The 19,188-nt window shown below is 72.1% G+C and carries 13 protein-coding genes and 4 pseudogenes; 12 read left to right on the top strand and 5 right to left on the bottom strand.

The window, feature by feature from the left end; genetic code table 11:
• Positions 1-396 (top strand): RHS repeat-associated core domain-containing protein (locus ACIP5O_RS35920; RefSeq protein WP_401301750.1); only part of this gene is annotated, 396 nt, incomplete at its 5' end.
• A 404-nt stretch (positions 397-800) separates the two neighbouring features.
• Here ACIP5O_RS35920 and ACIP5O_RS35915 read toward each other — a convergent pair.
• Positions 801-1,594 (bottom strand): annotated as a pseudogene (locus ACIP5O_RS35915) (transposase family protein).
• A 124-nt stretch (positions 1,595-1,718) separates the two neighbouring features.
• On the opposite strand from ACIP5O_RS35915, the pseudogene ACIP5O_RS35910 reads away from it, so the two are divergent.
• The 3 genes and pseudogenes from ACIP5O_RS35910 to ACIP5O_RS35900 form a co-directional block, all read left to right on the top strand.
• Positions 1,719-2,548 (top strand): annotated as a pseudogene (locus tag ACIP5O_RS35910) (IS5 family transposase).
• Between the two features lie 461 nt (positions 2,549-3,009).
• Positions 3,010-4,467 (top strand): NF041680 family putative transposase, encoded by a 1,458-nt coding sequence (locus tag ACIP5O_RS35905; protein WP_401301748.1) that lies wholly within the window; start codon positions 3,010-3,012, stop codon positions 4,465-4,467.
• Between the two features lie 54 nt (positions 4,468-4,521).
• Positions 4,522-4,617 (top strand): annotated as a pseudogene (locus tag ACIP5O_RS35900) (IS5/IS1182 family transposase); the annotation flags it as partial.
• Between the two features lie 93 nt (positions 4,618-4,710).
• Here the strand turns inward: ACIP5O_RS35900 and ACIP5O_RS35895 are convergent.
• Positions 4,711-4,917: a hypothetical protein gene (locus ACIP5O_RS35895; RefSeq protein ID WP_401301745.1), complete on the bottom strand. Its 207-nt coding sequence runs from the start codon at positions 4,915-4,917 to the stop codon at positions 4,711-4,713.
• A gap of 32 nt (positions 4,918-4,949) precedes the next feature.
• A pseudogene (locus ACIP5O_RS35890) lies at positions 4,950-5,186 on the bottom strand (radical SAM protein); the annotation flags it as partial.
• A gap of 147 nt (positions 5,187-5,333) precedes the next feature.
• Here ACIP5O_RS35890 and ACIP5O_RS35885 point away from each other — a divergent pair.
• Together ACIP5O_RS35885 and ACIP5O_RS35880 are read left to right on the top strand one after the other, a co-directional pair.
• Positions 5,334-5,777: an SRPBCC family protein gene (locus ACIP5O_RS35885; protein WP_401301742.1), complete on the top strand. Its 444-nt coding sequence runs from the start codon at positions 5,334-5,336 to the stop codon at positions 5,775-5,777.
• A 414-nt stretch (positions 5,778-6,191) separates the two neighbouring features.
• Positions 6,192-8,639 carry an MFS transporter gene (locus tag ACIP5O_RS35880; protein ID WP_401301756.1) on the top strand — a complete coding sequence of 816 codons (2,448 nt, stop codon included), beginning with the start codon at positions 6,192-6,194 and terminating at the stop codon, positions 8,637-8,639.
• A gap of 116 nt (positions 8,640-8,755) precedes the next feature.
• Here the strand turns inward: ACIP5O_RS35880 and ACIP5O_RS35875 are convergent, their stop codons facing one another.
• Entirely contained in the window at positions 8,756-9,916 is a 1,161-nt protein-coding gene (locus tag ACIP5O_RS35875; RefSeq protein WP_401301739.1) for a hypothetical protein, read from the bottom strand.
• A gap of 181 nt (positions 9,917-10,097) precedes the next feature.
• Between ACIP5O_RS35875 and ACIP5O_RS35870 the strand changes: the two genes are divergently transcribed.
• The 5 genes from ACIP5O_RS35870 (at position 10,098) to ACIP5O_RS35850 (ending at position 17,350) form a co-directional block, all read left to right on the top strand.
• The gene (locus ACIP5O_RS35870) at positions 10,098-10,931 is read left to right on the top strand and encodes a M55 family metallopeptidase (RefSeq protein ID WP_356545954.1); all 834 of its coding nucleotides are present in this window, start codon (positions 10,098-10,100) and stop codon (positions 10,929-10,931) included.
• Positions 10,924-12,258 (top strand): M20/M25/M40 family metallo-hydrolase, encoded by a 1,335-nt coding sequence (locus ACIP5O_RS35865; protein ID WP_401301735.1) that lies wholly within the window; start codon positions 10,924-10,926, stop codon positions 12,256-12,258. The genes ACIP5O_RS35870 and ACIP5O_RS35865 overlap by 8 nt, the downstream gene beginning before the upstream one ends.
• Before the next feature lie 130 nt (positions 12,259-12,388).
• Positions 12,389-14,386 (top strand): LpqB family beta-propeller domain-containing protein, encoded by a 1,998-nt coding sequence (locus tag ACIP5O_RS35860; protein ID WP_401301732.1) that lies wholly within the window; start codon positions 12,389-12,391, stop codon positions 14,384-14,386.
• On the top strand, positions 14,383-15,342 hold the full coding sequence (locus ACIP5O_RS35855; protein ID WP_401301729.1) for an LD-carboxypeptidase: 960 nt from the start codon (positions 14,383-14,385) through the stop codon (positions 15,340-15,342). The genes ACIP5O_RS35860 and ACIP5O_RS35855 overlap by 4 nt, the downstream gene beginning before the upstream one ends.
• Positions 15,343-15,568: 226 nt before the next feature.
• Positions 15,569-17,350 carry a CocE/NonD family hydrolase gene (locus ACIP5O_RS35850; protein ID WP_401301727.1) on the top strand — a complete coding sequence of 594 codons (1,782 nt, stop codon included), beginning with the start codon at positions 15,569-15,571 and terminating at the stop codon, positions 17,348-17,350.
• A 458-nt stretch (positions 17,351-17,808) separates the two neighbouring features.
• Here ACIP5O_RS35850 and ACIP5O_RS35845 read toward each other — a convergent pair whose 3' ends face one another.
• Entirely contained in the window at positions 17,809-18,222 is a 414-nt protein-coding gene (locus ACIP5O_RS35845) for a hypothetical protein (protein WP_401301724.1), read from the bottom strand.
• Positions 18,223-18,328: 106 nt separating this feature from the next.
• On the opposite strand from ACIP5O_RS35845, the gene ACIP5O_RS35840 reads away from it, so the two are divergent.
• Positions 18,329-19,069 carry a class I SAM-dependent methyltransferase gene (locus tag ACIP5O_RS35840; RefSeq protein ID WP_401301721.1) on the top strand — a complete coding sequence of 247 codons (741 nt, stop codon included), beginning with the start codon at positions 18,329-18,331 and terminating at the stop codon, positions 19,067-19,069.
• Positions 19,070-19,188: the final 119 nt, after the last annotated feature.

Here is a 19,188-nt window from a genome sequence, read left to right as displayed (position 1 = left end):
TTCGCCGGCGGCTACCAGGACCCCACCGGCCTCTACCACCTCGCCGCCCGCTACTACGACGCCAACATCGGCCGCTTCACCCAGCCCGACCCCTCCGGCCAGGAGAAGAACCCCTACCTCTACGCCGAAGGCGACCCCGTCAACCGCATCGACCCCACAGGGCTGTTTAGCTTGGATGCGGCTCTCGCAGGTGGTGTAGTAGGTGCCCTCGCGCTCGCCGCTGGCACAGCGCTTGGAGGCCCCGTAATCGGCGGAATCGTAGGGGGCTGCGCCGGTGCTGCAGTAGGGGAGGCCGTCTCCGGAGGCGATGGAGGCGATGTAGCAGCAGCTTGCGCCGTCGGTGGGATTCTGGGTGGTGTCGGCGGGGGGCTGACGAAGTTCGTTCCTGGTCCCTGAAACCCTCTCAAAATTCTCCAGGAAGGGGGAAAATGCGCAGCTTGCACGGCAAAGAGCGCATAACCGTAGGCGTGGCAGTGATTATCGGATGTCTCGTCTTGGCCCCGGTATTCGCCTTCTGGATGAAATCAGTATTCACGTTGTGGGTCCTGATGGGAGTTGCGTTGGTTGCAGCTCTCGCAATCTTGCGGGGCGTTCGCGAGATGCGCAGGCCGAGAGGGAGGAGCTAGTCCAGTTTCCTGATCGGTGACTGGGAAGAGTTCCAGGAGCCGTGCTGCGCAATAAGGGAGCCCGCATGCGAAATGTATGCGGGCTCTCTGACTGGTTCGTCAACGCCGACCCTGATTTCGATGCCTCTGATCTCTCGAGGCGTCTGCCTGCTGACCCGCTCCAGTGAGCCGTTTTCATCCTGAATAGTTGCAGGTCAGCAGGGTGTGGACGGCCTGGACGATGGTGCCGATGCGGCGGGTGGAGCATCGGGCCCGGCGGAGGATGTGCCAGGACTTCAGCTGCGCGAAGGCGCGTTCGCCGGGAGCTCTGAGTCGGGCGTGGTCGCGGTTGAACTGCTGGTAGTGCTCGGGCTGTTCACGGTGGTGGTGGTACGGGGTGCGGAAATGTGGCGTCGGCGCCTTGGTATGACGAGGATCTGCCGGGTCAGGCAGGCCTGGACGATGCCGTGGGCCCGGGCCGCGGTCAGGTCGTGGGGGCGGCCGGGCGTTGCGCGGGAGAACCACAGCGGTGTGCCGTCGGGACGGGCGATGACCTGCACGTTCCTGCCATGCCGACGGTGCTTCATTGAGTAGTACGGCTCGTCCGCGGCGATGCGGTCGATCGGGATCAAGGTCCCGTCCACGATGACGTGGTCGCCCTCGCCCAGCCCGGTCAGGGCCTCGTGCAAATCTGGCGCCCACGCCGCAAGGACGTCGAGAGTCTCGTCGACGTAGCGCCAGGCTGTGGCTGTCGAGACGCCGAAGCCGGCTGCCAGAGCGGGCAGCGGCTCGTTCTTACGCAGGTGCACCAGCACGAGCAGGGCCTGCCGGAAGCACCCCAGCTTCCGCCACCGCGAGCGGCGTTCACACCTTCGTGCGTAGATCAGCCAGGAAACATGCTCGACCAGCTCATGCGGGACATCAACCGTGGCACGATACGGGACCAAGCGAGGCTCCTCGGACGATGCGTGGTGCGTAGAGAACACCACCGCAACGACCAAGAGCCTCGCCTCGTTACACACCCCCGCTGACCTGCCATTTCACCCCACAGAGACAGGATGAAAACGGCTCAGTGTCTTCAAATGATCGTCGCTGGTGGATCATGGTGTCGTGATACGTCGTCATGAACTGTCGGATGCCGAGTGGGAGTTCGTCCGGCCGTTGCTACCCGAGTCGGTGCGGGGGCGGAAGCGGCTGGACGATCGCCGGGTCCTGAACGGGATCGTGTGGAAGTTCCGGACCGGGACGGCCTGGCGGGACGTGCCCAAGCGTTATGGCTCGTGGGCGACGCTGCACACACGTTTTCGCAGGTAGGCAATGGATGGGACGTTCGACCGGATGCTGCGGGCTGCGCAGGCGGAGGCGGACGCGGCGGGCGACATCGAGTGGCTGGTGTCTGTCGACTCCACGGTCGTCCGGGCCCACCAGCACGCGGCCGGAGCCCGAAAAAGGGGCTCCGCAACCCGGCGCTCGGCCGGTCCAGAGGCGGACTGACCAGCAAGATCCACCTCGCCTGTGACGGACGGGGCCGTCCCCTGGCCTTCGTCGTCACGGGCGGCAACACCAACGACTGCACCCGGTTCACCACGGTGATGGAAGCGATCCGGGTGCCCCGGACCGGACCGGGACGGCCCCGCGTCCGACCCGATCACGTCCTGGGCGACAAGGGCTACAGCTCGAAAGCGATCCGCACCTGGCTCCGCCGTCGGGGCATCGCGCACACGATTCCCGAGCGGGCCGACCAGGTCCGCAACCGGGCCCGGCGAGGCAGCCGCGGAGGCCGCCCGCCGGCCTTCGACCGCGAGACCTACAAGCACCGCAACGTCGTGGAATGGTGCTTCAACCGCCTGAAGCAATGGCGAGGAATCGCCACCCGGTACGACAAGACCGTCGAGTCCTACGAAGCAGCCGTCACCCTCGCATCACTCCTGATGTGGGCGTGACATTTGACGACAGAACCTAGCTTGATCTTTAACGTCTGGGCCGTGAGTCAGCCGCTGAATGAGGTCGAGGCGACCTCAGGCTGCGTGGGACCATTTCGGTATGCGCCTGGTAGCTGACGGAGCCACACCGACCTCACGGTTGGTACTGGTGAAGGACCTCGAGACTGACGACGGGTACGCCTTCGAGCTGGCGAGCCCGCTCTTCCTTGCTGCCGGTGACCGAATCGGCTTCGAAGGTGACGGGCTTGTCGTCGTGCGGGCCGGCGGAGAGCGTCTGTCACCGGCCGGCGACTGGTCCACTCGTTGCGGGCCTGGATATCTGCACCGTCGGTAGAGCTGTTCCTCGAACGGCGTGTCGTACTTGATCACTCGGTTCGGTATCCGCCGTACGCGGAGGCGGCCTTCGTCTGAACATGTGCTCCGACCAAGGAACACACACGTCCAGCACGAAGGCCGTGAGGATGAGTCTGCAGCATCAAGATGCCCGGCGAGAGTCGTTGGCCGCACTGTCACGCTTCCGGGGTGAGTTCTACTCCTGCCTTACCGCTCGTTCGGACGCTCTGTTCGAGCTGGCGGACGCGGTTTTGTGCGGTGACGGTCCGGTGAGGTCGCTGGCCGAACTGTCGCTGGTGGGTGAATACCGCCGTGGTCACGGCAGTCTCTACGCCGCGCTCGCCCAGGGCCGGGTCGACGCTGAACGGATGCGGTGGACCCTGGCATCGGTGCCGCTGCCACGAGCTGCGGACGGCCGGCTGGTCCTGGCCGTCGACGTCACCTGCTGGCTGCGGCCCGCCGCTCACACCTCACCGCAGCGGATCCTGTGTCACACCTACGGCCGGGGCAAGGACCAGCACATCCCGGTCCCCGGCTGGCCCTACTCGATCGTCTGCGCGCTGGAGCCCGGCCGCAGCTCGTGGACCGCGCCGCTGGACGCGCTGCGTCTCGCCCCTGGGGACGACACGGCCACCGTCACCGCCCGGCAGCTGCGCGAACTGGTCGAGCGGCTCATCACCGCAGGTCAGTGGCAGGCCGGCGACCCGGATGTCCTCGTCATCGCGGACGCCGGATACGACGCGCCCCGCCTCGCCTTCCTGCTGAGGGACCTGCCGGTGCAGGTGCTGGCCCGGATGCGGTCGGACCGCGTCCTGCGTCGGCCGGCACCGCTCCGGGAGCCGCACACCAGGGGCCGGCCGCCCCGGCATGGTGGCGAGTTCGTCTTCGGACAGCCCGACACCTGGGGCACCCCGGACACCGAAACCGTCACCGGCACACGCCTCTACGGCACCGCCCTCGCACGCTCCTGGGACCGGCTCCACCCCAGGCTCACCCACTGCTCGTCCTGGGCCACGGCCGACGGCACCCTCCCGATCATTGAGGGGACCGTGATCCGCCTGGACATCGAGCACCTGCCCAGCGGAGCCACCCCGAAGCCGGTCTGGCTGTGGTGGTCGGGCACCGACGCAGACGCATCAGACACCGACCGGCTCTGGCAGGCATACCTGCGGCGCTTCGACATCGAGCACACCTTCCGCCTGTTCAAGCAGACCCTCGGCTGGACCTGCCCGAAGATCCGCACACCCGAAGCGGCCGACCGCTGGACCTGGCTGGTCCTCGCCGCCTACACCCAACTGCGACTGGCCCGTCCACTGGCGGCCGACCGGCGCCGCCCCTGGGAAAGACTCGTTCCCGCTGACAGACTGACACCCGCCCGTGTCCGCCGCGATTTTCGGCACATCCGCCCGACAGCCGCCTGCCCGGCCCGGGCACCGAAACCCACCCGCCCCGGACCCGGACGGCCTCCCGGCCGAAAGAACACCTGGCCCACCCCACGGCACGACGTCCACACGCCCCGCAAGACGGGCACCGTCACGTCCCGGAACAAGAAGTCGACGACCCCTCGACCCCGCCGCACAGGTTAAAGATCAAGTAGAGGTTGTCCCGTAACTGCTGGCCAGAGGTGAGATGATCTTGCCGTGGCTGGTGTGATCACGGCGTCGGAACCCTCGTGGATAGCCCCGTTCACCGGGCTGAGCCCTCGGCAGTTCAACAAGCTGATCACCGCACTGCGACCAGTAGCGCACTGACGGCCACGCCGCTGACGAACGACCCTCTCGCCATCTCCGGTGCGCCATACCGGAGTGCGGCTGCTGCTGGTGCGTCGGTTACAGGCGCTTCGCTGTGCGGTCGCGCAGCAGCAGCCACTGACTCGCGTTGGCGTCGCCTGAGTGTGCGGCCGGTGCATGCAGCAGTACGGCGTAAGCCGTCCTCTCGGCCTTGTTCGGAGCTGCATACTGGCCTGGCGCATCCGGGGTCGGGAAGGAGCTCGACATGCCTTTCCAGGCCTTGTCCGCGTTCGGAGTGCTGAGCATCGGTCCTCCTAGGCCTAAATGGGGTTACGAGTGCAGTACACGCACGCGTGCGTGCAGCCCCGGTAGGGGTTGACCGTCCATTCGAACGGCATCCGGGAGGCGCCGGGGACCCGGTTCAGGATCGACCGGGCCCGCACCTCGTGGAAGGTGACGCCCCGGAACTCGGGGGTGTCGAAGGTCCTGGTGGTGACCGCGTCCGTACCGAACAGGGCGAGGTCGGCGGGGGCGGAGGGGTTCGCAGGGGTTTCGCCCAGGTTGTCCCAGCGCATGGACGCCTCCTCGATCGCTCGGATCCGGCCGTTCGCTCAGAATGGAACACTTGTTCCCTTGATCGTCGCAACCCGGATTTCGCGCCCCGGAGCGCACGTGGTTCGCTTGGCCCGCAACCCCGACCAACCACGAGCTGGAGGAAGTCAATGGCGCAGGTCGAGGCCACGACGGAACGGATCATCGCCGCGGACGCCGAGACGGTGTTCGACGCCCTCGCCGACTACAGCGGCACGCGCGCGAAGCTGCTCCCCGAGCAGTTCAGCGCGTACGAGGTGCGCGAGGGCGGCGACGGCGAGGGCACCCTGGTCCACTGGAAGCTCCAGGCCACCAGCAAGCGCGTCCGCGACTGCCTCCTGGAGGTCAGCGAGCCCACCGACGGGCAGCTCGTCGAGAAGGACCGCAACTCCTCCATGGTCACCACCTGGACCGTCACCCCCGCCGGCGAGGGGAAGTCCCGCGCGGTCGTCAGCACGGTCTGGAACGGCGCCGGCGGCATCGGCGGCTTCTTCGAGAAGACCTTCGCGCCCAAGGGGCTCGGCCGGATCTACGACCTCGTCCTCGCCAACCTCGCGGCCGAGGTCGAGAAGTAACGCCCGGAGCGGAACGGCGACGCCCGGAGCGCGAGAAGTAACGCCCGGAGCGTTCACCGGTTCGAGTGGATCGCCCGCGCCTCCCGTGACCGCGCCCGCGCGCGCCGGGGGCGCGGGCCCTCTCGTAAACGCGCTGATGAGCGACCCAAGTGCGCCGTCCTGCCGGGCCGTTCGCCACCCCGGACACCGCTGACCCCCGTACCCGTCCGACTTGCTCCCCCTTCGCGCCCAATGCGAAGAATGGCGCGGCGCAGACGCCGTGACGAGGGGAGCAGGCACGTGGGTGCGGTCACCGTGGTGAAGAACACCAAGAACGCTGCGGATGCCGCGGACGCCGCGGATGCCGCGGACGCCGCGGATGCCGCGGACGCCGCGGGCGTCGACGGCGTCGGGGACGCCGGAGGCGTCGGGGGCCTGGAGCCGCCCGTCCCACCCGCCGGCCCCGCGCCGGCGCCCGGACCGGCCGCCCTCGACCCCCGCCGCGTCCGGCTCGTCTTCCTCGGCCTCATGCTCGCGCTGCTCCTCGCCGCCCTGGAGCAGATGATCGTCGCCACCGCCCTGCCGAAGATCGTCGGCGAACTCCAGGGCCTGGACCGGATGTCCTGGGCGATCACCGCCTACCTGCTGACCTCCACCATCGGCCTGCCGGTCTACGGCAAGCTCGGCGACCTCCTCGGCCGCAAGGGCGTCTTCCTCTTCGCCATCGTCGTCTTCGTGATCGGCTCCGGCCTCGCCGGCTGGTCCCGGACGATGGACCAGCTCATCGCCTTCCGCGCGGTCCAGGGCATCGGCGCCGGCGGTCTCATGATCGGCGTCCAGGCGATCATCGCCGACATCGTCCCGCCCCGGGAACGCGGCCGGTACATGGGCATGATCGGCGCCGCCTTCGGCCTCGCCTCCGTCGCCGGACCGCTGCTCGGCGGCTTCTTCACCGACCACGTCTCCTGGCGCTGGTGCTTCTACTTCAACGTGCCCTTCGGGCTCGTCACCCTCGCCGTCGTCGCCACCGTCCTCAAGCTCCCCAAGCCCGCCGTACGCGCGCGCTTCGACGTCCTCGGCGCGCTGCTCCTCGCCGCCGCCTCCACCTGCCTGGTGCTGCTGACCAGTTGGGGCGGCACCGAGTACGCCTGGGACTCCCGGGTCGTCCTCGCCCTCGCCTGCGGCGCCGCCGGAACCACCCTGCTCTTCCTGGTCGTCGAGCACTTCGCGCCCGAACCCCTCATCCCGCTCCGGCTCTTCCGCGACTCCGTCTTCACCGTCACCGCACTCGTCGGCGTCGTCGTCGGCATCGCGCTCTTCGGCGCCGCCAGCTACCTGCCCAGCTTCCTCCAGATGGTCGAGGGCGCCACCGCCACCGAGTCCGGCCTCCTGATGCTGCCCCTCATGGGCGGCATCGTCGTCGCCTCCGTCGTCTCGGGCCAGCTCATCAGCCGCACCGGCCGCTACAAGGCCTATCCGCTGGCCGGCGGGGCGCTCGCCGCCCTCGGCATGTGGCTGCTCTCCCACATGGGCACCGACACCCCGCGTCTCCAGCACAGCCTCTGGCAGGCCGTCCTCGGCACCGGCATCGGCCTGGTCATGCCGGTGCTCGTGCTCGCCGTGCAGAACTCCGTGCGCCCCGCCGACCTCGGCACCGCCACCAGCGCCCACAACTACTTCCGCCAGATCGGCGGCAGCGTCGGCGCCGCGATCTTCGGCACCCTCTTCGCCTCCCGGCTCGACGACGCCCTCGGCGACCGGCTCGCCGGCGTCCTGCCGCGGGACGGCTCCGCCGCCCCGCTCCCGGCCGAGTCGATCACCCCGCAGACGGTGCACGCCCTGCCGCCCGCCCTGCGCGACGCGTACGTGCAGGCGTACGCGGACGCGATGCCGCGCATCTTCCTCTACCTCGTGCCGGTCCTCGTGCTCGGCCTCGTCCTCGCCTTCTTCCTCAAGGAGAAACCGCTGGTGTCCCACCCCACCCCCACCACCGAGGCCGCGGACTTCGCCACCCAGGCGGTCCCGCACGCCCGGCACACCGCTCCCGAACCCGCCCCCGCCGTGCCTTCGCACTCCGCCGCGCCTTCGTACTCCACTGCCCCGTCGCACCAGGGAGCCCCGCACTCCGGACTCCCCGTCTGCGGCACGGTCCAGCACCACGACGGCAGCCGCGTCCCCCGGGCCGCCCTCACCCTCATCGACGTCCAGGGGCGGCAGATCGGCCGCGGCGCGAGCGGCGAGGACGGCCGGTACGCGCTGAGCGTGCCCGGCGGCGGCGCCTACGTCCTGATCGCGGCGGCCGGCGGACACCAGCCGCAGGCCGTCTCCGTCACCGTCGGGGACCGGCCGGTGGAGCTCGACGTCGTCCTCGGCGGCGCGGGCCGGCTCGCGGGCAGCGTCGTCACCGCCGACGGCACGCCCGTGCGGGACGCGGCCGTCACCCTCACCGACGTGCGCGGCGAGGTCGTCGCCTCCACCCGCAGCGGCCGCGAGGGCGGGTACGTCATCACCGAACTGGTCGCGGGCGAGTACACGCTCGCCGCCAGCGCCCCCGCGTTCCGGCCCGCCGCGCTCCCGGTGAGCGTCCAGGCCTCCCGCGAGACCCGCCAGGACATCGAGCTCGCGGGCGGGGCCGTGCTGCGCGGGACGGTCAGGGCGGGCGGCGGGCGTCCGGTGGAGGACGCCCGGGTCACCCTGCTCGACGCGGCCGGGAACGTCGTCGACACCCTCACGACCGGGGCCGACGGCACCTTCCGCTTCATCGACCTGTCCTCCGGCGAGTACACGGTCATCGCCGCCGGGTACCCGCCCGTCGCGACCGTCCTCCAGGTGGCCGGCGGGGGCCGCACCGAACGCGACCTCCAGCTCGGCCACCAGGACTGAGGTCCCTCCCGGAGACCCTCCCGAAGGACCAGGAGGCGGAGGTGCTCCCTTCCGGAGACCTCCGCGAGGGGCTCAGGAGGCGGAGCTCCTCCCTTCCGGAGACCCCCGCGAGGGGCTCAGGAGGCGGTCGACGCCCTGCGCAGCGCGCTGATGCAGGAGCCGATCGCCTCCTGGAGGGCTTCGAGGCGCTGGAGCATGTCGTCCTCGAAGACCTCCTCCTCCAGGACCTCGTCCAGCGTCAGCTCCTCGAAGACCTTCGTCGCCCTCTGCAGGCTGCTGTAGAACTTCGTCCGCCGTTCCTGGACCCGCAGCGCCGGGTCCTCCTCGACGGCCTTGGCGACGAGCCCCCTGACCGTGTCGTACGCCTCGCCGGCCCACTCGCCGGTCTCCTCCGAGTCGTCGAGCTCGTCGAGGAGCGACAGGTGCCGCTCTGCCTCCGCCCGCAGCTCGGGCGGCGCCTCCACGGTCTGCCCGGCGGGCGTCTTGATCTGCCCCTTCTCCACGATCTGCCGGACGTACCCGATGCGGTCGGCCGCCTTCGCCTCGCTCGCCACCGCCTTCTTCAGGTCGTCGGTGCGCACGAACGCGCGGGCCATCTCCGTCTGGAGGGCCGGGTCCTCCTTCATCCGGTCGAGCAGCGCGCCGCGCGCCGCCTCCGCCGTCCCGGGGTCGGCGAGGATCGCCGCGCGCAGCGCCGTCGGGTTCTCCGCGACCTCCAGGGCCTTCGTCGGCCGGATGCCCTCGGCCTCCGCCGCCGCGCTGATCGCCTGGCCGCGCACCGATCCCGCGCTGTTGCGGGAGGAGTAGTACGAGATCCAGACGTCCGCGTCGGGCAGCTCGACGTCCTCGCCGGGGACCAGCACCTCGAACTGCGGGACCAGGCCGTCGTCGGCCGCCACGTCCCAGGCCTTGTAGTGGCGCATGACCCGCTCGGGCGAGCACCCCGCGAGCTCCGCGAACGCCTTCGCGGAGACCTTCCTGCGGGCCTCGCCCTCGGCGGCCTGACCACCGGGCCGCACGCTCCGTGCCACCTTGAGCGCGAAGGCCCAGCCGCCGGTACGGGCGTAGACGCCGAAGTCGTGGGCGTCACGGACGACGACGGGGTCGACCTCGCCGGCGTCCCGGTCCTCTTCCTCCCGGTCCCCGGTGTGCTGTGCGTCGTGCTCGTCCCGGGGCTCCGGGGCCGGGGGCTCCCAGAACTCGGGCTCCTCCGCCATGACGGGCCCGGCGGCCCCTTCGGCGGACGCGGTTTCGGACGGGGTGAAGGCGATGGTCACCGGGGCTCTCCGAGGGTCGGGTACGACAACTGCGACCGACAGCCTATACAGGCCTCTTGGCGACGTTTCGTCCGTTTCGAGACCTCGCCGGTCCGCCGCCCGGCCCGTGCCATCGGTCCAGGCCGACGACGGTTTTCCACAGGGGTGGTACGGCTGCCGGGCGGCGCGTACGGTGCCAGGCATGAAGATCCTCATCAGCGCCGACATGGAGGGCGCGACCGGCGTGACCTGGCCCGCCGACGTGCTGCCCGGCACGCCGCAGTGGGAGCGGTGCCGCGCGATGTTCACGTCCGACGTGAACGCGGCGGTGCTCGGGTTCTTCGACGGCGGCGCCGACGAGGTCCTGATCAACGAGGCGCACTGGAGCATGCGGAACCTGCTCCTGGAGCGGCTCGACGAGCGGGCCGAGATGCTCACCGGCCGGCACAAGTCCCTCTCCATGGTCGAGGGCGTCCAGCACGGGGACGTCGACGGCGTCGCCTTCGTCGGCTACCACACGGGCGCGGGCGCCGAGGGGGTCCTCGCCCACACCTACCTCGCCAACTCCATCACCGGCGTCTGGCTCGACGGCGAGCGGGCGAGCGAGGGCCTGCTCAACGCCCGGGTGGTCGCGGAGTACGGCGTCCCCGTCGTCCTCGTCACCGGCGACGACCTGACCTGCGAGGACGCCCTCGGCTACGCCCCCGAGGCGCCCAAGGTCGCCGTCAAGGACCACGTCTCGCGGTACGCGGCGGTGTGCCGGCCCCCGGCCAGGACCGCCGCCGACATCCGGGCCGCGGCGAAGGCCGGCGCCGCGCTCGCCGTGCGGTACGAACCGGTCCGGGGCGGCCCCTTCACCGTGGAGGTCGAGTTCGACGCCGAGCACCTGGGCGCCGCCGCCACGGTGGTTCCCGGCGTGGCGCGCGGCGGGGAGCGGCGCGTCGCGTACACGAGCGGGACCATGTACGAGGCAATCCGTACGTTCAAGGCGGTCACGACCATCGTCTCCGCCGCGGTGGAGGAGCAGTATGGCTGAGGAGGTCCGGGAACCGGACGCGACGGCGCTCGACGAGGTGGTCGCCTTCACCTCCGAGCTCATCCGCATCGACACCACCAACCGGGGCGGCGGCGACTGCCGCGAGCGCCCCGCCGCCGAGTACGTCGCCGAGCGGCTCGCCGCCGCCGGGATCGAGCCCACCCTCCTGGAGCGGACCACCGGCCGCACCAACGTCGTGGCGCGCGTCCCCGGCACCGACCCCACGGCCCCCGCGCTCCTGGTCCACGGCCACCTGGACGTGGTGCCCGCCGACCCCGCCGAGTGGACCGTCCACCCCTTCTCCGGCGAGGTCCGCGACGGCCTCGTGTGGGGGCGCGGCGCCGTCGACATGAAGAACATGGACGCGATGGTCCTGGCCGTCGTCCGCTCCTGGGCCCGGCAGGGCGTCCGACCGCGCCGGGACGTCGTCCTCGCCTACACCGCCGACGAGGAGGACAGCGCCGCCGACGGCTCCGGCTTCCTCGCCGACCGCCACGCGGCGCTCTTCGAGGGCTGTACGGAGGGCATCAGCGAGTCCGGGGCGTTCAGCTTCCACCCGGAGCCCGGCACCACCCTCTACCCGATCGCGGCGGGGGAGCGGGGCACCGCCTGGCTCAAGCTCACCGCCCGCGGCCGCGCCGGCCACGGCTCCAAGGTGAACACGGCCAACGCCGTCACCCGCCTCGCCGCCGCCGTCGCCCGGATCGGCGCCCACACCTGGCCGGTCCGGCTCACCACCACCGTCCGCGCCGCCCTCACCGAACTGGCCGCGCTGTACGGGATCGAGATCGACACCCACGCCCCCGACTTCGACACGGACCTCCTCCTCGACAAGCTCGGCCCCGCCGCCGCCCTCGTCGCGCCGACCGTCCGCAACAGCGCCAACCCGACCGTGCTGGAGGCCGGCTACAAGGTCAACGTCATCCCGGGCGCCGCCGTCGCCTACGTGGACGGGCGGATGCTGCCGGGCGCCGAGGAGGAGTTCACCGAGACGATGGACCGGCTCACCGGACCGGACGTGGAGTGGGAGTTCCACCACCGCGAGGTGCCCCTGGAGGCCCCCGTCGACTCCCCGACCTTCGCCAAGCTGCGGGCCGCCGTCGAGCGCTTCGACCCGGACGGGCACGTCGTGCCGTTCACCATGTCCGGCGGCACCGACGCCAAGCAGTTCTCCCGGCTCGGCATCACCGGCTACGGCTTCTCGCCGCTGAAACTGCCCCCGGGCCTCGACTACGCCGCGCTCTTCCACGGCGTCGACGAGCGCGTCCCCGTGGACGCCCTCCACTTCGGGGTCCGGGTGCTCGACCACTACCTGAAGACCGCCTAGGGGGTGTCTCGTCGATCATGCCGGACGCCGCGAGCCCAGCACGATCGACGAGACGCCCCCCGGGGCACGGGACGCCCGGGGCGCGTAGGACACGGAGGGGAACGAACCTGTGACAGGGGGAGCGGAGACCATGAACACGGCCGCCTACGGCAGCTGGCCCTCGCCCGTCGACGCGGCGCTCACCGCCGCGCACGACGGACGGCCCGAGTACCCCGGCGCCGTCGGCGACGAGCTGTGGTGGATCGCGCCCCGGCCCGCCGAGGGCGGCCGCCGGGCCCTCGTGCGGCGGCGCGCCGACGGCACGGAGGAGACCGTGCTGCCCGCCCCGTGGAACGTCCGCAGCCGGGTCGTCGAGTACGGCGGCCGGCCCTGGGCGGCGGCCGACCGCCCCGGGGACGGACCGCTCGTGGTGTTCTGCCACTTCCCCGACCAGCGGCTGTACGCGTACGAGCCCGACGCCGGGCCCGACGCGGAGCCCCGGCCGCTCACCCCCGTCTCCGCCGTCGGCGGCGGACTGCGCTGGGCCGACCCGGTGGTCCACCCGGACCGGGACGAGGTGTGGTGCGTCCTGGAGGAGTTCACCGGACCCGCGCCGACCGACGTGCGCCGGGTGCCCGTCGCCGTGCCGCTCGACGGCTCCGCCGCCGGGGACCGCACGGCCGTGCGCGAACTCACGGGCGAACGGCACCGGTTCGTGACCGGCCCCCGGCTCTCCCCGGACGGGACCCGGGCGGTCTGGATCGGCTGGGACCACCCCCGGATGCCGTGGGACGGCACCGAGGTCCTGCTCGCCGAGGTCGCCCCCGACGGCACCTTCCGAGGCGCCAGGACCGTCGCCGGCGGACCGGCCGAGTCGATCCCGCAGGTCGACTGGGACGCGGCGGGCCGGCTGCTCCTCGTCAGCGACCGCACCGGCTGGTGGAACCTCTACCGGGCCGCGGTCGGCGACGACGGCGCCCTGTCCGAACCGGTCGCGCTCTGTCCCCGCCCCGAGGAGTTCGGCGGACCGCTCTGGAAGATCGGACTCACCTGGTTCGCGCCCCTGGAGAACGGGCTCGTCGCCGTCGTCCACGGCACGGGCACCACCTCCCTCGGCATCCTCGACCCCGAGCGCGGCGACCTCGTCGACGCCGTCGGCCCCTGGACCGAGTGGGCCCCCTCCCTCGCCGTCCACGGCACCCGGGTGGTCGGCGTCGCCGCCGGACCGTACAGCTCCTACGAACTCGTCGAGCTCGACACCCGCACCGGCCGCGCCCGGGTGGTCGGCGCCGCGCACACCGACGCCGTCGACCCCGCGTACTACCCCGAGCCCCGCGTCCGCACCTTCACCGGGCCCGGCGGCCGGGAGATCCACGCCCAGCTCTACCCGCCCCGCCACCCCGGCTTCACCGGCCCCGACGGAGAGCTGCCGCCCTACGTGATCCGGGCCCACGGCGGGCCCACCGGGCACGACCCGCTCGTCCTCGACCTGGAGATCGCCTACTTCACCTCGCGGGGCATCGGCGTCGCCGAGGTCAACTACGGCGGCTCGACCGGCTACGGCCGGGAGTACCGGGAGCGGCTGCGCGAGCAGTGGGGCGTCGTCGACGTGGAGGACTGCGCGGCCGTCGCGACGGCGCTCGCCGCCGAGGGCACCGCCGACCCGGCGCGGCTCGCCGTGCGCGGCGGCAGCGCGGGCGGCTGGACGACCGCCGCCTCCCTCACCGGCACGGACGTGTACGCCTGCGGCACGATCCTCTACCCCGTCCTGGACCTGCGGGGCTGGGCCACCGACGAGACCCACGACTTCGAGTCCCAGTACCTCCACGGCCTGATCGGCCCCTTCGACCGGGTCCCGGGCCGCTACAAGGAGCGCTCGCCCATCGAGCACGTCGACCGGATCACGGCCCCGTTCCTGCTGCTCCAGGGCCTCGACGACGTCATCTGCCCGCCCGCGCAGGCCGAGCGCTTCCTCTCCCGCACGGCCGGCCGGGGCGTCCCGCACGCCTACCTCGCCTTCGAGGGGGAGGGCCACGGCTTCCGCGGGGCCGACACCCTGGTCCGCGCCCTGGAGGCCGAACTGTCCCTGTACGCCACGGTGTTCGGCTTCGACCGTACGGACGTCCCGGCCCTGGAGTACCGCACGTGACCGGCGGCGCGGCGCGGGAGCCGCTCGCCGTCGGCCCCCTGGAGCGGCCGGCCCGGCTCCGGCCCGGGGCGCGGGTCGCCGTCGTCGCGCCCAGCGGACCCGTCCCCGAGGAGCGGCTGCGGGCGGGGCTCGACGTGCTGCGCGGCTGGGACCTGGAGCCGGTGGTCGCCCCGCACGTCCTGGACGTCCACCCCGCCCTCGGGTACCTCGCCGGGGCGGACCGGGCGCGGGCCCGGGACCTGACCGAGGCCTGGTGCGACCCCTCGGTCTCCGCCGTGATCTGCGCGCGCGGCGGCTACGGGGCCCAGCGCATGGTGGACCTCGTCGACTGGACGGCCGTCCGGGCGGCCGGCCCCAAGGCCTTCGTCGGCTACAGCGACGTCACCGTCCTGCACGAGGCCCTCGCCGTCCGCGCGGGCTTCGCCACCCTGCACGGGCCGATGACCGCGGCGGGCACCTTCCTGTCGGACCCGGGTACGCGGGAGTCGCTGCGGGCCACCCTGTTCGAGCCCGAGTCGGTACGGACCCTCGGCCTGGAGACGGCGCGGGCGCTGGTGCCGGGCCGCGCCCGGGGCGTGACCCTCGGCGGCTGCGTCAGCCTCCTCGCCGCCGACCTCGGCACCCCGCACGCCCGGCCCTCGGCGCGCGGCGGGCTGCTCGTCCTGGAGGACGTGGGGGAGGAGCCGTACCGCCTCGACCGGATCCTCACCCAACTCCTGCGCTCCGGCTGGCTCGACGGGGTCGCGGGCGTCGCGCTCGGCTCCTGGGCGGAGTGCGGGCCGTACGAGGAGGTGCGGGCGGTGCTCGCCGACCGGCTCGGCGGCCTCGGGGTGCCGGTCGTGGAGGAGCTGGGCTTCGGGCACGGCGCGACCGCCCTCACCGTGCCGCTCGGGGTGCCGGCGGTGCTCGACGCGGACGCGGGGACGCTCACCCTCGACGTACCGGCCCTGCGCTGAGCACCACGGGCCCCTCTGCGGACACCTGCCTTCACGGACCACCTGTCTTCACGGACCACCCGCCTCCACGGACCACCCGCCTTCACTGAATCTCCGTCAACAACCTTTGACGCGCGCGTTGACGGCCCTGTGAGCCGTGCCACACGATGGGCGCGCCGCCCTTGGTACTGACCAGTCGGTACGTGTCCGTGGGCCGCCCGGTGTCGTCCTCAGCGTGGAGGTCCCTGTGTCCCGTGCCGTGCCCAGGCCCCGCAAGCTCCTCGCCCTCGTGGCCGGTGCGGCCGCGCTGGCCGCGCCCCTCGCCCTCGCGGCACCGGCCGGGGCCGCGCCCGCCGGAGCCGGGGAGGCGGGCGCGTACACCGTCACCCCGCTGAAGTTCACCGTCGAGGCGGGCGGCCGGAGCTGTGCGGTCGACGCCGACCTCTACCGGCCGGCCGGCGTGGACGCCGGCCGTCCCGCGCCCGCCGTCCTCGCCACCAACGGCTTCGGCGGGAGCAAGAGCGACGGCTCCACCGACGCCATCGGCAGGGCCTTCGCCGAGCGCGGCTACGTCGGCCTCGTCTACTCGGGCCTCGGCTTCGGGAAGACCGGCTGCCTGATCTCCCTGGACGATCCGGAGACCGACGGCCGGGCCGCCTCCCGGCTCGTCGACTTCCTCGCGGGCACCCGGGCCGCCGACGACGGCACCCGCGTCGACTTCGTCGCCCGGGACGGCGCGGGCGACCCGCGCGTGGGCATGATCGGCGGCTCGTACGGCGGCGCCGTGCAACTCGCCACCGCCTCCGTCGACCGGCGCCTCGACGCCCTCGTCCCCCTCATCACCTGGAACGACCTGGCGTACTCGCTCGCCCCCAACGCCGCCGACCGCGCCACCCCCGGCGTCTTCAAGTGGCAGTGGGCGAACGGCTTCTACCTCATGGGCGAGGGGCAGCCGCTGCTCGTCCCCTCCCTCGACCCCAGCCGGATCAACGCGCTCGGCTGCCTGCACTTCACCACCGACGCCTGCGAGACCGTACGGCTCCTCAACTCCGGCCGCCTGCCCGGGGCCGCGACCGCGAAGATGCTCGCCTACGCCCGCAGCGTCTCCCCGGTCTCCTACCTCGACCGGGTCACCGCGCCCACCCTGATCGTCCAGGGGCAGTCCGACAGCCTGTTCAACCTCAACGAGGCGCGGGCCACCTACGACCGGCTCCGCGAGCGGGGCGTCGACACCCGCATGATCTGGCAGTCCTGGGGCCACAGCGGAGGTCAGAAGCCGGGCGAACTCGACCTCGGGAACCCGGAGGGGAGCTACGTCGGACAGCGGATCCTCGCCTGGTTCGACCGGCACCTGCGGAAGAACGCGGCCGCGGACACCGGCCCCGCCTTCGCCTGGTACCGCGACGGCGAGGACGGCTACGGCACCGCCGACGAGGTCCCGGCCCTCAGCCAGGAGCTGTACCTCTCCGGGAACGGCAAGCTCGTCGACGACCGCGCGAAGGTCGCCCGGGGCTCCCGCACGTACACCAACTGGCTTCTTCCGAGCAGTCATTCGGAGTCCTCGCTCGCCGGCGTGATCGGGCTGCCCGACCCCCGGCCGTACGACACCCCCGGCACCCACCTCGGCTGGACCAGCGCCCCGCTCACCGCCCCCGTCGACCTGGTCGGCGCCCCGAAGGCCACCCTGAAGGTCGTCTCCCCGGCGACCGAGCGGGTCCAGGACTCCGGCGACGCGGCCGACAAGCTCGTCCTCTTCGCCAAGCTCTACGACGTCGCGCCCGACGGCACGAAGACCCTGGTCAACCGGCTCGTCGCGCCGGTCCGCGTACCGGACGTCACCCGCCCGTTCACGGTCGAACTGCCGGGCATCGTCCACCGCTACGAGACCGGCCACCGGCTGGAGTTCGTGATCGCGGCGAGCGACACGGCGTACTCCGGCAACCGCGGGATCAAGCCGGTGACCGTCGTCAGCGCCCCCGAGTCGACGGGCACGCTCTCCCTGCCCCTGGTGCGGGGGAAGGTGGGCTGAGACCCGTCCCGTGAGGATCTTGCACCACGCGCGTTCCGGGTGGTCGTCCTCCTTCCCGAACAGCAGCACCTGGCCTTCGTCGTCGGCGTCGACGGGGAGGGACGACTCCGCCGCGATCACCAGGATTTCCACCAGGTCGGACCGCACCGCGACGTCGGGGGCGGCTGCCAGGCGGATCAGGAAGGGCAGGACGGCCGGCATCACGGCGCTCACGTGGAAGACGCTGTTCATCAGGACGTTCTCCAGCGCGGCCGGGGCCGCGGGGCCGGCCGCCTCGTCCAGGAGACCCCGGAGCAGAGCCGGAATCCCGGCGGGGCACCCGGGAATCCGCGACCAGTCGACCTCGGCGCAGCCCAGCAGCGCGGGGTGGTCGCACGCGGCCCGTTCCAGCCGCGGACGCTCGCTGATGAACCGGGCGACGGCGGCCTCCTTGACCGCCGCGTCCGTTACGCACATCGTCAGCCCGTGAAGGCGGGGAGCACGAGCCGGTACGTCCCGTAGTCCATGAACCCCGCGACGGCGGTGACGACCAGGGACACGACGACCATCAGCACCTCGGTACCCGTCGGAGGGCAGACGACGGCGTACGCGGGATTTCGCGGACCGTAGGCGATCCGGACGGTCCTCCCCCTGTCGTGCCCGAGGATGTGGCGGGTCACGCCGTCGGTGGCGGTGAACGCGTGGACGGTGTCGCCGTCGTCCTCCCGGAACACCTGCCGCCCCTCCACGGTGATGCCGTAGCGGGGCGGGTACCACTCCCGCCCCACCACCACGCACATCATCACGGCGACATAGGTGCACGACACGCCCGCCGCTCCGAGCAGCAGCGTCGCGACTTCCCGGCGGACCGGCGTACGAAACGACCGCGCCATCTTCGTGGATTCCGCCAGTACGGCCTCCCGGACGGCCGGGGAGAGACTTCCCGGCAGGGGCCGCGGCCTGCCCGAAGGCCGACGCCACGACGAGGGGAACGGCACGATGAGCGGTCAGTTGTACGACGGGATCGGCGAGGTGTTCGAGGGGTTCAAGGGCCTCCCCCTCGCGCGCTACGGGGAGGTGCCCTCCTTCCTCGCCCTCGTCGGGGACGTGAAGGGCAGGTCCGTCCTCGACCTGGCCTCCGGAACCGGCTTCTACAGCCGGGAGTTCAAGCGCCGCGGCGCGTCCGACGTCCTCGGCGTCGACATCTCCGGAGCGATGGTCGACGCGGCCCGGGCCCTGGAGGACGCCGAACCGCTGGGCGCGCGGTACGAGGTCGGCGACGTCGCGGAGCTGCGCGCCTTCGACGAGCCCTTCGACCTCGCGGTCGCGGTCCAGCTCTTCAACTACGCCGACAGCGTCGCCACCATCGAGCGGATGTGCCGGAACGTCCACCGCAGCCTCGTGGACGGGGCCGGGTTCTTCGTCTTCACGCAGAACCCGGACTTCCGTTTCGACGGGCCGTCCCTGGCCAAGTACGGCTTCCTGTGCGAATCGCTCGGCGAGGAGACCGAGATCGGGCCGCGCGAGCGGCTCACCGCGCTCCTCGACCCGCCGATCTCGTTCGAGGCGAACCCGCCCCGCCGCGAGGTCCTGGAGAAGAGCCTGCGGGCGGCCGGGTTCGACGGGATCACCTGGGTGCCCCTGGAGATCTCCGAGGCCGGAGTGCGCGCGTACGGCGAGGAGTTCTGGGCCGACCACGACGCCAACCCGCCGCTGACGATGCTGCGCTGCCGCGCCTGACGCCCGGCGCTCCGGCGCCGTCCCCCGGCCCGCGGGGCGGCGCCGGAATGCGAGGAAGGTCACGGCCCCGGCCGTACATCCCCGGAGCCCTTCCGTGCGTCTTGTGTGCGCCGGGTCCG

Origin of the sequence: Streptomyces sp. NPDC088915 (genome assembly GCF_044749825.1) — a bacterium.
Taxonomy (GTDB): Bacteria; Actinomycetota; Actinomycetes; order Streptomycetales; family Streptomycetaceae; genus Streptomyces.
Note: the sequence above shows the minus strand (reverse complement) of the source record. Positions and strands in the feature narration are given on the sequence as shown.

What these genes read in the sequence shown, in the direction of transcription:
- ACIP5O_RS35885 (WP_401301742.1), top strand. Translation starts at nt 5,334, where the DNA reads ATGGCGCAGGTCGAGGCCACGACGGAACGGATCATCGCCGCGGACGCC.
- ACIP5O_RS35840 (WP_401301721.1), top strand. Translation starts at nt 18,329, where the DNA reads ATGAGCGGTCAGTTGTACGACGGGATCGGCGAGGTGTTCGAGGGGTTC.
- ACIP5O_RS35845 (WP_401301724.1), bottom strand. Translation starts at nt 18,222, where the DNA reads ATGGCGCGGTCGTTTCGTACGCCGGTCCGCCGGGAAGTCGCGACGCTG.
- ACIP5O_RS35895 (WP_401301745.1), bottom strand. Translation starts at nt 4,917, where the DNA reads ATGCTCAGCACTCCGAACGCGGACAAGGCCTGGAAAGGCATGTCGAGC.
- ACIP5O_RS35865 (WP_401301735.1), top strand. Translation starts at nt 10,924, where the DNA reads ATGGCTGAGGAGGTCCGGGAACCGGACGCGACGGCGCTCGACGAGGTG.
- ACIP5O_RS35905 (WP_401301748.1), top strand. Translation starts at nt 3,010, where the DNA reads ATGAGTCTGCAGCATCAAGATGCCCGGCGAGAGTCGTTGGCCGCACTG.
- ACIP5O_RS35860 (WP_401301732.1), top strand. Translation starts at nt 12,389, where the DNA reads ATGAACACGGCCGCCTACGGCAGCTGGCCCTCGCCCGTCGACGCGGCG.
- ACIP5O_RS35870 (WP_356545954.1), top strand. Translation starts at nt 10,098, where the DNA reads ATGAAGATCCTCATCAGCGCCGACATGGAGGGCGCGACCGGCGTGACC.